The organism is Paenibacillus spiritus (genome assembly GCF_008710135.1).
Taxonomy (GTDB): domain Bacteria; phylum Bacillota; class Bacilli; order Paenibacillales; family Paenibacillaceae; genus Paenibacillus_AQ; species Paenibacillus_AQ glufosinatiresistens.
Map to the genome: position 1 here is coordinate 235,870 of NZ_VYKK01000005.1, position 12,504 is coordinate 248,373.

Here is a 12,504-nt window from a genome sequence, read left to right on the forward strand (position 1 = left end):
AAGAGGCGGTGCTAGAATCATGGTGAAGCAGAAGAAGGTTCCGCTGCGCAAATGTGTGGCGAGCCAGGAAATGATGCCCAAGAAAGAGCTGATCCGGATTGTGCGTACGCCGGAGGGCGAAGTGCTGATTGATCTTACCGGCAAAAAGTCCGGACGGGGCGCCTATATTTGCGGCAAGCTGGAATACTTCCGGCTGGCCCAGAAGAACAAGGCGCTGGACCGGGCGCTCAAAACCACGGTGGGGCCTGAAATCTACGAGCAGCTGATGCGGGATTTCATCAAAGTGGAGGACCGGTTCCTCGCCGCCAAGGAAGGGCCGGATGATGATGACGAATAGAGCGCTCTCCAATCTGGGACTCGCCATGCGCGCCGGCAAGGTGCAGACGGGCGATGAAATCGTACTGAAGGCCATCCGCTCCAAAGAAGCGAAGCTTGTAATCTTGGCAGAGGATGCTTCGGAGAATACGCACAAGAAGTTCCGCGATAAGTGCGGGACCTACGATATTCCGCTGGTGATCGGGGCTAGCCGCGATACCCTTGGCGAAGCGATCGGCAAAGAAAGCCGTGTCGTCATCGCCGTTACCGATCAGGGATTCGCGAACATGATCTCCAGACAGCTAGGAGACAATGTCGGAGGTGGAGTTATTGACTAAACAGGATAATAAGGACAAATTGCGTGTTTATGAATATGCCAAGTCGCTGAACATGAGCAGCAAAGAAATTATCACCATCCTGAAGCGGCTCAACGTCCCTGTGAATAACCATATGAGCGTAATGGAGAACGACTCCGTCTCCAAAGTGGAGCAATTCTTCAAAGATGTCAAAAGCAATGCGGCGGCCAAGCGCGAGAACTCGGCCGCAAGCCGGCCGGTTCAGACAAGCGCTGCCGCCGATAGCCAGAGTGCCAACAAAAATCAAAATGAAAAGCAGGTAGGTATGAACAGTAAACCGAACAACTCATCGACAACGTCACAACGTCCGCAAGGCGGCCAGGATAACCGCCGTACTTCCAGTTCGAACAGCTCCCGCCCTCAGGGTCAAGGCAGCGCACCCCGCCAGGACGGACGTCCGCAGGGTCAAAGCGGCGGCCAGAGCCGTCCGCAGGGCCAAGGCGGCCAGGGCAGCCGTCCGCAAGGCCAGGGCGGCCAGAACCGTCCGGGCGGCAACCGTCCGCAGGGCCAAGGCGGCCAAGGCGGCCAAGGCGGCAACCGCAGCGGTGAAGGACGCCCGCAAGGCCAGGGCGGCGGAGCACCGCGTCCGCAGGGCCAAGGCGGCCAGAGCGGCCCCCGCACAGGCGGCGGCAGCCGTCCGCAAGGCCAGGGCGGCGGAGCACGCCCGGGCGATTCCCGTCCGGCTGCACAGGGCGGCGGCGCAGGCAGCAATGACCGGAACCGCAGAGGCGGCAACGGCAGCGGCAACAACCGCCAGAACGGCAACTCGAAGCGCTTTGAAGACGGCAAGGGCGGCTTCCGCGGCGGCAACAACCGCGGCGGCAAGAACCAGCGCGGCCGGAATCAGTACTCGGGGGAACGCCGGGAGAAGATTGACAATACACCGAAGAAGATTATTGTCCGCGGCGAGATGACGGTCGGCGAGACCGCCAAGCTGCTGCACAAGGATGCTTCCGAGGTTATCAAGAAGCTGATTCTGATGGGCGTTATGGCGACCATCAACCAGGAACTGGATATTGATACCATCCAGCTGCTCGCCGGCGAATTCGGCGTAGAAGTGGAAGTCAAGATTCCGGTTGAAGAAGACCGGTTCGAGACGGTAGAAGAGAACGACGCTGAAGAAGATCTGGTGTCTCGTCCTCCGGTCGTCACGATCATGGGTCACGTTGACCACGGCAAGACGACTCTTCTGGATGCGATCCGCAAGACGAACGTGACCGGCGGCGAAGCCGGCGGCATCACGCAGCATATCGGCGCTTATCAGGTGGAGATCAACCATAAGAAGATTACCTTCCTCGATACGCCGGGCCACGAAGCTTTCACGGCCATGCGTGCCCGCGGTGCGCAGGTTACCGATATGACGATTATCGTCGTTGCAGCCGATGACGGCGTGATGCCGCAGACGGTCGAAGCGATTAACCATGCCAAGGCCGCCGGACTGCCGATTATCGTAGCGGTCAACAAGATTGATAAGCCGGGCGCCGATCCGGACCGCGTGAAGCAGGAACTGACGAACTACGAGCTCGTTCCGGAAGAGTGGGGCGGCGATACGATCTTCGTCAACGTCTCCGCCAAGCAGCGCATCGGTCTGGAGGAACTGCTTGAAATGATTCTGCTCGTTGCGGAAGTCAACGAGTACAAAGCCAACCCGAACAAGCGGGCGCGCGGTACGGTCATCGAAGCCGAGCTCGACAAGAGCCGCGGACCGGTGGCTCGGATTCTCGTCCAGCACGGTACGCTGCATGTGGGCGATGCTTTTGTCGCCGGCAACTGCTTTGGCCGCATCCGGGTTATGGTCAGTGACAAGGGACGCCGCCTGAAGGAAGCCGGTCCTTCGACTCCGGTCGAGATCACCGGTCTGACCGAAGTACCGGGAGCCGGCGATCCGTTCATGGTATTCGAGGATGAGCGGAAGGCCCGCTCCATCGCCGACAAGCGTGCGATTACGCAGCGCCAGTCGGAGCTGAATACGAACAGCCGCGTCACGCTGGACGACCTGTTCAAGCATATCAAGGACGGCGAAATCAAGGACCTGAACGTCATTATCAAGGGCGACGTTCAAGGGTCGGTTGAAGCGCTGAAGAGCTCGCTGGCCAAGATCGAAGTGGAAGGCGTGCGCGTCAAGATTATTCACAGCGGAGCGGGAGCCATTACGGAATCCGATATTACGCTGGCCGCGGCATCGAATGCCATTGTCATCGGCTTCAATGTTCGTCCGGACGCCCAGACCAAGGCGGCGGCCGAGCAGGAGAAGGTGGATGTTCGTCTCCACAACATCATCTACAATGTAATCGAAGAGATCGAACAGGCCATGAAGGGCATGCTCGATCCGGTATTCAAAGAGAACGTCATCGGCCACGCCGAAGTGCGCAACATGTTCAAGATCAGCAAAGTCGGCACGATTGCGGGCTGTATGGTTATCGACGGCAAGATCGCGCGCAACGCCGAGCTTCGCCTTATCCGCAGCGGCATCGTCGTCTTCCAGGGCAAGATTGATTCCCTGAAACGCTTCAAGGATGATGCCAAAGAAGTGGCGCAGGGTTATGAATGCGGCATAACTTTGGAACGCTATAACGACATCCAGGTGGGTGACATTATCGAAGCGTTCGTTATGGAATCCGTCGAGCGCTAAAGACAAGAGGTGACAATAACATGTCCAAGATCAGAGCGGAGCGGGTTGGCGAGCAGATCAAGAAAGAGCTCAGTCTCCTGATCCAGAAAGAGTTGAAGGATCCTCGGGTCGGTTTCGTTACCGTAACCGGCGTTGATGTGACCAATGATCTGTCCCAGGCCAAAGTCTATCTCAGCGTATTCGGCAGCGACGAGCAGAAGGCTGCTTCCCTGAAGGCAATTGAGAAGGCGAACGGCTTTCTGAGATCCGAACTGGGCAAAGTGATCCGCCTCCGGCATACGCCGGAGCTGATCTTCAAGTTCGACGAATCGGTTGCCTACGGCAGCCGGATCGAGAAGCTGCTCGGAGAGATCGGCCGAACGGATGAGAAGGAGTCTTAATTAAAGGAGACGGCGAATGCAGAGCTACGAACAATGTCTCCGGCAGACCCGCGAGTTTCTGCTGGAACACGACGATTATTTGATAGTGTCGCATGTTCAGCCGGACGGAGATGCAGTCAGCTCCACCCTAGCGGTGGGCTGGCTTCTCTCATGTCTGGGCAAGAAATACGTTATGATCAACGAAGGCCCGATTCCGGCGCGCATGCGTTATCTGTGGCATGCCGGTGAGATTCTCGATATGTCCGTTTCGCAGCCCGACCGCAAGTTCAGCCATGTCATCTGCGTCGATTGTGCGGATTTCCAGCGCGTCGGCGGGACCCAGCGGCTGTTCGCCGAGGATGCGCGGATCGTGAACATTGACCATCATCCAACCAACAACGGATACGGGGAGATTACGCTGATCAAGCCCGACGCTGCGGCAACCGCGGAGATTCTGTTCGATCTGCTGAATGAATTCGGGGCAGCTTGGGATAAAGAGATTGCGACGGCCATCTACACCGGCCTGCTGACGGATACGGGAGGGTTCAGATACTCCAATACTTCGCCGAAGGTAATGGCGGCGGTATCGAAGCTGCTTGAAATGGGCGTGAACGGCCCGGAACTGGCCGAGACCCTGCTGGAGGAGATGACGCTTCCCCAGATGAGGGTGCTGACGAGAGCGCTGAATACGCTGCAGATGTCTCCCCGCGGAGACATCGCCTGGGTAGTCGTCACCCCGAAGGACATGGAAGAGTGCGGAGCGGCCAATGAGGACCTGGAAGGAATCGTGAACTATCCGCGCAATATTCAGGGCGTGGAAGTGGGACTCCTCTTCAAGGTCATTCATGACGGCGCCGTCAAGGTCAGCCTGCGTTCAGCAGGAAGAGTGGACGTGGCGGCACTGGCCCAGGTCTTCGGAGGAGGCGGCCACACACGGGCAGCGGGAGCCCGCCTTGAAATGAAGGTAGAACAGGCGGTCGAGCAGGTTCTGGAGGAGGTCAACCGGAGATTATGACGGAACTGGAAGGCGTATTGGCCGTCCACAAGCCAGCAGGCATGACCTCCCATGATGTCGTATCCCGGGCGCGCCGCCTGCTTGGTATGAAACGAATCGGCCACACCGGGACGCTGGACCCCATGGTAACCGGCGTTCTCCCCCTTTGTCTCGGCAGAGCAACCCGGGTGGTCGAATATATTCAGGATCTGCCGAAGGAGTATGTCGCCGTTCTTCGGCTTGGGGTCAGCAGCGACACCGAAGACCTGACCGGAGCTCTGACCGAGTCGGAGGAAGATATTCGGGTGACCGAGGAAGAAGTGCGCGGGGCGCTCGAGCGCTTCCGCGGCGTCATTTCCCAGGTTCCTCCCATGTACTCGGCGGTCAAGGTGGACGGAAGACGGCTCTATGAACTTGCCCGGGAAGGCAAGGTAGTGGAGCGCAAGAGCCGGGAAGTCGAGATTTACGAAATTGAAATGCTGGGAATGACGCCGACGCCGGATGGGCGGCACCGTGACGTAGCCTTCCGGGCGCTCTGTTCCAAAGGAACCTATATCCGGACGCTGTGCGTGGATATCGGCCGGGCGCTCTCGGTGCCGGCGGCCATGGTGAAGCTGGAGCGGACGCGGTCCGGCGGCATTACGCTGGACCGGTGTCTGACGCTCGAGCAGATAGCTGCCCGCATGGAGCGCGGAGACCTGCAGGAGGCGTTGATTCCGGCGGATCAGGCCATTGCCCATCTTCCGGAGCACCGGGTCATGGAAGAGAAGCGCAAGGCGGCTCTTCAGGGGCAGCGGCTGGCTGCGCGTTTTGTGGCGCCGGAGGTCGGAGCATCCGGTCCGATTCGGCTGTACGACGAAAAGGGCGAATTCCTGGGCATCTTTGAACGCGAAGAGAGCGGGGCCATCGCTCCGGTAAAAGTATTCAATTAAAGAAACCGTGAACTTATAAGAACCTATGTGAATTGCAGGTGAGGAGCAACGTGAGAACCGTAATGTTAAGCTTCCCGTTATCGGCGGAGGCGGCCGGAGAATGGGGAAGACTCCAGATCGCAGCGCTGGGTCAGTTCGACGGCCTTCATCGCGGACATGCCAGCGTAATTGCCGCCGCTGTTGCGCGTGCGCGCAGGGAGGGGCTGCCATGCGCGGTCATCACCTTTCATCCGCATCCCAAAGATGTGATGGGCAAGGGAAATTACGACGGATACCTGACGCCGCCGCGCGACAAGCGCGAGCTGCTGGCGGATATGGGCATCGATGTCCTGTACATTCTGGAATTCGATGAGCCGTTGTCCCGGATCAGTCCGGAGCAGTTCGTAGACGAAATGCTCCGGCCGCTGCGCCTCTCCGCCGCGGTAGTCGGGTTCGACTACCGCTTCGGCTACAAGGGCGAAGGCGACGCCGAGATGCTGCAGCGCCTTGGAGAAGGCTGGATGCAGGTCGAGACCGCGCCGCCGTTTCTTCTGGACGGCGTCAAGGTCAGCAGCTCCGGCATCCGCAGAGCCTTGCAGGAAGGCGACATCGAGACCGCCAATGCCTGGTTCGGACGGCCCTACCGGATCCGGGGGACGGTCGCGCACGGCGAGAAGCGCGGACGGACCATCGGTTTTCCAACGGCCAACGTGAAGCTGGAGGACCGCTATGTCATTCCGGCAACGGGCGTCTATGCGGTGCGGGCCGGAATTGACGGCCGGCGGCTGGACGGAGTCATGAATGTCGGAGTCAAGCCGACCTTTCACGAACAGGCGCTGGAACCGAGCTTTGAGGTGCATTTGTTCGACTTCGAAGGGGACCTGTACGGCCGTGAAATGGAAGTGGAGCTGATCTCGTTCATCCGTCCCGAGCGCAAGTTCGATTCGGTGGACGCGCTGATTCGCCAGATCGGCGCCGATGCCGAGGTGGCCCGGCAGCAGCTCCGCTGAAGAGGATGAAGAAATTTGGCTGCGGGAGACGCCAATTTGTTTTACTTTTGCCGCGCATAATGCTATACTGTTAAACGTTGCCGGCTTTTTGCCGCTGACGATAACCTTGGCTTGGTTGTACGAGCTTCACCGACGGCGACGAGGCCACAGGCGATTATAGAGAAGGAGGTGAACAGAGTGGCATTGACTCAAGAACGGAAGCATCAGCTGATCGAAGAGCACAGAACGCATGAATCCGATACCGGATCTCCTGAAGTGCAGATCGCGATCCTGACTGAGAACATTACGAACTTGACCGACCACCTGCGTACGCACAAGAAGGATCATCATTCCCGCCGCGGATTGTTGAAGATGGTAGGTCAGCGCCGTAAGCTGTTGGCGTACCTGAAGAACAAGGACGTTAGACGCTATAGCGCCCTGATCGAGAAACTTGGATTGCGTCGCTAATCATCATACGTTTACCCCTAAAGCAGCCTGGTTGTATACCGTATGTGCTTCCTTGAAGCGTCAGCGGGTCGCCGGGTTGCTTTTTAAAAATTTGGGGATAATCAGAGTGATGCCCAAAGGCTGGTCAGCCGCCGCCTGCGGCGGCTTTTTTCCATAGAAGACGAGAACATCAAGGAACAAGCCCAATTCAAGGAGGGGTTTTATGGAACAACGTGTTGAAATGCAGCTTGGCGGAAGAACGCTGGTGCTGGAGACAGGCCGTCTCGCCAAGCAGGCGAACGGAGCCGTGATGGTTCGTTACGGCGATACTTCGGTGCTCTGCACCGTAACCGCTTCAAAAGAGCCGAAGGATCTCGACTTTTTCCCGCTTACCGTCAATTATGAAGAACGTCTCTACGCGGTGGGCAAAATTCCCGGCGGCTTCATCAAGCGTGAAGGCAGACCGAGCGAGAAGGCGATTCTCTCCAGCCGTCTGACCGACCGTCCGATTCGTCCGCTCTTCCCGGAAGGATTCCGCAATGATGTACAGGTGCTGAATCTCGTCATGAGCGTGGATCAGGACTGCTCGCCGGAGATCGCCGCGATGATCGGCACCTCCGCTTCCCTCAGCATCTCCGATGTGCCGTTCAGCGGCCCGATCGGCGGCGTGGTGGTCGGTCGGGTGAACGGCGAGTTCGTCATCAATCCGACGATTGCCCATCAGGAAGCCAGCGACATCTATCTTGTTGTGGCCGGTACGAAGGATGCCATCATGATGGTGGAAGCGGAAGCCAACGAGGTTCCCGAAGAAATCATGCTGGAAGCGATCATGTTCGGACATGCCGAAATCCGGAACATTGTAGCCGTCATCGAAGAACTGGTGAAGCTTGCAGGTAAAGAGAAGATGGAAGTCAAGCTCCATGCCGTGAATGTCGATGTGAACCGGGAAGTCCGCGATTTTGCGGCCGAGAAGCTGGTTCAGGCGGTCCGTATCGCCGAGAAGCATGCCCGGCAGGATGCCATTGACGCCGTGAACGCGGAGACCGTCGAGTATTTCTCCGAGAAATACATAGAGACGCCTGAGCTGATTGCCGATGTTAAAGAAGTGCTGCACGATATCGTCAAGGAAGAAGTCCGCCGGCTCATCACCCATGACAAGGTGCGTCCGGACGGCCGGAAGCTCGACGAAATTCGTCCGATCGAGTGCGATACGTCGCTGCTGCCGCGCACGCACGGATCGGGCCTGTTCACCCGTGGACAGACCCAGGCGCTCAGCATCTGTACGCTGGGAGCGCTCGGCGATGTGCAGATTCTCGACGGCATCGACCTGGCCGAGACGAAGCGGTTCATGCACCACTATAATTTCCCGCCGTTCAGCGTAGGCGAAGCCCGTCCGCTGAGAGCGCCGGGACGCCGCGAGATCGGTCATGGCGCTCTGGGCGAGCGCGCCCTGTCGAAGGTCATCCCGAACGAAGCGGAGTTCCCGTATACAATTCGTCTGGTCTCCGAAGTGCTGGAATCCAACGGTTCCACCTCCCAAGCGAGCATCTGCGCCAGCACGCTGGCGATGATGGACGCAGGCGTTCCGATCAAGGCGCCGGTTGCCGGTGTGGCCATGGGTCTGATCAAGGACGGCGAGCATGTCTCGATCCTGACGGACATCCAGGGGATGGAAGACCATTTGGGCGACATGGACTTCAAAGTGGCCGGTACCGCGGAAGGCGTAACCGCCATTCAGATGGACATCAAGATCGACGGCATCGACCGCTCCATTCTTGAAGAAGCGCTGCAGCAGGCGAAGGAAGGCCGCATGTTCATTCTCGGCAAAATGACGGAAGCCATTTCGAAGCCGAGAGAGAGCCTGTCTCCGTATGCGCCGAAGATCATTATCATCAACATCAACCCGGACAAGATCCGCGACGTGATCGGCGCCGGGGGCAAAATCATCAACAAGATCATCGACGAGACCGGCGTCAAGATCGACATCGAGCAGGACGGACGCGTATTCATTTCGTCTTCGGATGAAGCGATGATTCAGAAGGCCCGCGGCATTATCGAAGGCATCGTACGTGAAGTCGTCGTCGGCGAAATCTATGTCGGCACGGTGAAGCGGATCGAGAAATTCGGCGCATTTGTCGAGATCCTTCCGGGCAAAGACGGCCTCGTGCATATTTCCCAGCTCTCGACCGAACGGGTCGGCAAGGTGGAAGATGTCGTGGCGATCGGCGATACCGTGACGGTCAAAGTTACCGAGATCGACCAGCAGGGCCGGGTCAACCTGTCCCGCAAGGCCGTGCTCACTGCTGAACCGCAGGCTTGACCTGTCCGGGTTCCGGCAGCGCATGAAGAGTGAATAACGATTGCGTCAGCGGCTGTCCCTTTCACAGGAAGGGGACGGCCGCAAGGACGACCTTCGGCCGGCAACGGCAAAGAGGCAGAGGCTTTTGCGATCTGGCTCTTTTTTATTGGAATGGAATGCTCCTCATATTCGTTCAGCGGCGCTCATAGAATGGGACAAAGTCCTGCGCGGGCCCGGCCGGCCGCGCCGGAAGACGCCGGCTGCGCTTCCCTGCCAGAAGCGGTAAATCCCGGCGATTCGAGGTACGCGGGAGGAAGCTGGAGTATGGGAGCAAATGTGAATAAGGCGGCGATGGTTCTGGCCTGTCTGGCCGTCGTCATCGGCATCGGGCGGAGCGCTCCGCCGGTGCGGAATATGCTGGCGGCCGTGCACGGCGAGGCGCCGGACGAACGCGGGAGCGGAGCGTCTGCGGCGGCTGCGGCGCCGCAGAAGAATACCGGGGAGCCGAAGGAGCCGCTGCGGCGGCTTATTGAGCGGAAGGCTTCCGAGCTTCGGCAGGAGCCGCTGAATGCCCGGGTGGACCGGGTCTGGAAGGCGATACCCGGGTATAACGGACGGGAAGTCGATGTAGAGGCAACGTACCGGAAGGCATCCGTGCTGCAGCCGGGAGAGCAGATTCCTTACGTATTCCGGCAGATCAAGCCGGAAGTCTCGCTTGAGGATCTGGGGGCGCAGCCGATCTACCGCGGCAATCCGGCGAAACCTTTTGCATCGCTGATGATTAATGTGGCGTGGGGGAACGAGTTCATTAAGCCGATGCTGGACATTCTGGACGAAGAGAAAGTGAAGGCGACGTTCTTCCTCGACGGCACCTGGCTGAGCAAGAACCGGGAGCTGGCGCTGGAGATCAAGAACCGGGGCCACGAGATGGAGAACCACGCCTATACGCATCCGAATATGAGCCGGCTCAGCCGGGAGAGAGCGCAGCTTGAAATCGCGAAGACGAAGGATCTGCTGAAGTCGAGCCTTGGGGTCGAGAACAAGTGGTTCGCTCCGCCTTCGGGAGATTTTAATGCGCAGACGGTTGAAATCGCCCAGGGACTCGGACTGAAGACGGTGCTCTGGACGCTCGATACGGTGGACTGGAGGCATCCGCCCGCCGACGCCGTCGTTGCCAAAATCACGTCCAAAGCCGAGCCGGGCAGTCTGATTCTGATGCATCCGACGGATACATCTTCCCAGGCGCTCCGGGGGATGATCCGCGGCATCCGGGCCAAGGGGCTGCGGCTGGCAACCGTCTCGGAGACGCTCTCGGCTGAACGCCCCGAAGACGATGCGGTTGAGTGAGCGGCCTGATTTTGATAGGATATGTAGAGCCCGTTCTTCATGAGAGCAGGAACATGGCATGAACCAGGAGGAACCGAATGAACAAAATTGTACTGTCCAACGGATTGCGGGTCGTGATGGAGAATATTCCAACCGGGAGGTCCGTCGCCTTCGGCATTTGGGTAAAGACCGGATCGCGCAACGAAACGCCGGACATCAACGGGATTTCCCATTTTATCGAGCATATGCTGTTCAAGGGGACGGACCGGTTCGACGCCAAAGGAATTGCGGAGCAGTTTGACGCCATCGGCGGCAATCTCAACGCTTTTACGGCTAAGGAATATACCTGCTATTATACCAAGGTGCTGGATGAGCATCTGCCGATTGCGGTGGATGTGCTGTCCGATATGTTTCTCAAGTCGCAGCTGGACCCGGAGGAGCTGGCGAAGGAACGCAACGTCATTCTGGAGGAAATCTCCATGTGCGAGGATACGCCGGACGATCTGGTGCATGAGCTGATGTCCACGGCCGCTTACGGCAGCCATCCGCTCGGCATGACCATTCTCGGACAGAAGGACGTTCTGCTCGGCATGGGACCGGATGATCTGCGTTCTTATATGAAGAAGCAGTACACGGTGGAGAATACCGTGATCAGCCTGGCAGGCAACATCGGGAATGAAGAAGCGGTCGTTCAACTGCTGGAACGGTATTTTGCCGGATTCGACAACCCGGGCAGCGAAGCGGCTCTGACGCCTCCCGAATTCCAGGGAGAACTTCTGTTTCAGCGCAAAAAAACGGAGCAGAACCATATCTGTCTCTCGCTGCCCGGCTGCGCCATCGATGATCCGCTTCAATACGCCATGGTGCTGCTGAACAATACGATCGGCGGCGGGATGAGTTCCCGCCTGTTCCAGGAGATTCGCGAGAAGCGCGGCCTGGCCTACTCGGTCTATTCCTACCACAGCGCACAGGCGGACAGCGGCCTGTTCACGGTCTACGCCGGGACCGCTCCGAAGCAGACCCGGGAAGTGCTGGAGCTGACCAAGGAGATGCTGGCCGATCTGGCGGCGAAGGGCTTGTCCGAAGACGAGCTCAGCAAGGGCAAGGAGCAGCTCAAGGGCAGCCTGATTCTCTCGCTTGAAGGCGCCAGCAGCCGAATGAACCGGCTCGGCAAGAACGAGCTGATGCTCGGTCGGCACGAATCGCTCGACGATGTGATCGAGCGGATTCAGAACGTGAGCATGAAGGACGTGGACGCGCTGCTGGACCGGATGTTCGCCCGGCCGCTTGCCGCCGCCATGGTGGGTACCTCCGATAAACCGATTCTCAATGTAAGGAGAGATGATCTTGTTGCCATACGTGCAAATTCGCAAGCTTCCGGGCTCTGAGGATGTGGAGGCGCCGCGCAAAATGTCGCAGCAGGCTTCCGGCTACGACCTGTTCGCGGCCGTGGAGGAAGAGGTCACGCTGACGCCGGGCGCCCGCGCGCTCATTCCGACCGGCATTGCGCTGGCCATGCCGGAGGGGCTCGAAGCGCAGATCCGTCCGCGCAGCGGGCTTGCGATCAAATACGGCGTGACCTGTCTGAATACGCCCGGGACGATTGATGCCGATTACCGCGGCGAGATCAAAGTGATCCTGATCAATCTGGGGCAGGAATCGTTCACCGTCAAGCGCGGCGAGCGGATCGCCCAGATGGTGTTCCAGACGGTGCCGCCCACCGAGCTGGCCTGGGTGGAGGAACTGGACGAGACGGCCCGCGGCGCGGGCGGCTTCGGCCATACCGGCCGTTAAACAGACGGAAGACAAGCGAAAGACAAGCCCGGCGGGCCTGCTCATGCAGGCGGCGCGGGCTTTTTTTATGGAAAAATGCCGG

The 12,504-nt window shown here is 58.9% G+C and carries 11 protein-coding genes and 1 pseudogene; all 12 read left to right on the top strand.

Annotated elements, in window-relative coordinates; genetic code table 11:
* The first annotated feature begins 22 nt into the window (after positions 1 to 22).
* The 12 genes and pseudogenes from rnpM to dut all read left to right on the top strand — a co-directional run bounded on the left by rnpM (position 23) and on the right by dut (position 12,422).
* Positions 23 to 337: an RNase P modulator RnpM gene (gene rnpM / locus F4V43_RS05630; RefSeq protein ID WP_150457457.1), complete on the top strand. Its 315-nt coding sequence runs from the start codon at positions 23 to 25 to the stop codon at positions 335 to 337.
* Positions 327 to 651 (top strand): annotated as a pseudogene (locus tag F4V43_RS05635) (YlxQ family RNA-binding protein); the annotation flags it as partial. The gene rnpM and the pseudogene F4V43_RS05635, both read left to right, overlap by 11 nt.
* Positions 646 to 3,303 (top strand): translation initiation factor IF-2, encoded by a 2,658-nt coding sequence (infB, locus tag F4V43_RS05640; RefSeq protein WP_150457264.1) that lies wholly within the window; start codon positions 646 to 648, stop codon positions 3,301 to 3,303. The pseudogene F4V43_RS05635 and the gene infB, both read left to right, overlap by 6 nt.
* 20 nt (positions 3,304 to 3,323) lie before the next feature.
* Complete coding sequence (gene rbfA, locus F4V43_RS05645) at positions 3,324 to 3,683, top strand: 30S ribosome-binding factor RbfA (protein WP_150457265.1); 360 nt, start codon at positions 3,324 to 3,326, stop codon at positions 3,681 to 3,683.
* Between the two features lie 16 nt (positions 3,684 to 3,699).
* Complete coding sequence (locus tag F4V43_RS05650; RefSeq protein WP_150457266.1) at positions 3,700 to 4,677, top strand: DHH family phosphoesterase; 978 nt, start codon at positions 3,700 to 3,702, stop codon at positions 4,675 to 4,677.
* A complete protein-coding gene (gene truB / locus F4V43_RS05655; protein WP_150457267.1) occupies positions 4,674 to 5,588 on the top strand; it encodes a tRNA pseudouridine(55) synthase TruB in 915 nt (304 codons plus the stop codon). The genes F4V43_RS05650 and truB overlap by 4 nt, the downstream gene beginning before the upstream one ends.
* A gap of 50 nt (positions 5,589 to 5,638) precedes the next feature.
* Positions 5,639 to 6,577: a bifunctional riboflavin kinase/FAD synthetase gene (locus F4V43_RS05660; RefSeq protein ID WP_150457268.1), complete on the top strand. Its 939-nt coding sequence runs from the start codon at positions 5,639 to 5,641 to the stop codon at positions 6,575 to 6,577.
* Between the two features lie 177 nt (positions 6,578 to 6,754).
* A complete protein-coding gene (rpsO, locus tag F4V43_RS05665; protein ID WP_150457269.1) occupies positions 6,755 to 7,024 on the top strand; it encodes a 30S ribosomal protein S15 in 270 nt (89 codons plus the stop codon).
* 202 nt (positions 7,025 to 7,226) lie between these two features.
* Positions 7,227 to 9,323 carry a polyribonucleotide nucleotidyltransferase gene (gene pnp, locus F4V43_RS05670; protein ID WP_150457270.1) on the top strand — a complete coding sequence of 699 codons (2,097 nt, stop codon included), beginning with the start codon at positions 7,227 to 7,229 and terminating at the stop codon, positions 9,321 to 9,323.
* Positions 9,324 to 9,626: 303 nt separating this feature from the next.
* Positions 9,627 to 10,649 (top strand): polysaccharide deacetylase family protein, encoded by a 1,023-nt coding sequence (locus F4V43_RS05675; RefSeq protein ID WP_150457271.1) that lies wholly within the window; start codon positions 9,627 to 9,629, stop codon positions 10,647 to 10,649.
* A gap of 77 nt (positions 10,650 to 10,726) precedes the next feature.
* Entirely contained in the window at positions 10,727 to 12,016 is a 1,290-nt protein-coding gene (locus F4V43_RS05680; protein ID WP_150457272.1) for a M16 family metallopeptidase, read from the top strand.
* Positions 11,976 to 12,422: a dUTP diphosphatase gene (dut, locus tag F4V43_RS05685; RefSeq protein WP_191089486.1), complete on the top strand. Its 447-nt coding sequence runs from the start codon at positions 11,976 to 11,978 to the stop codon at positions 12,420 to 12,422. The genes F4V43_RS05680 and dut overlap by 41 nt, the downstream gene beginning before the upstream one ends.
* The last annotated feature ends 82 nt before the right edge of the window (positions 12,423 to 12,504 follow it).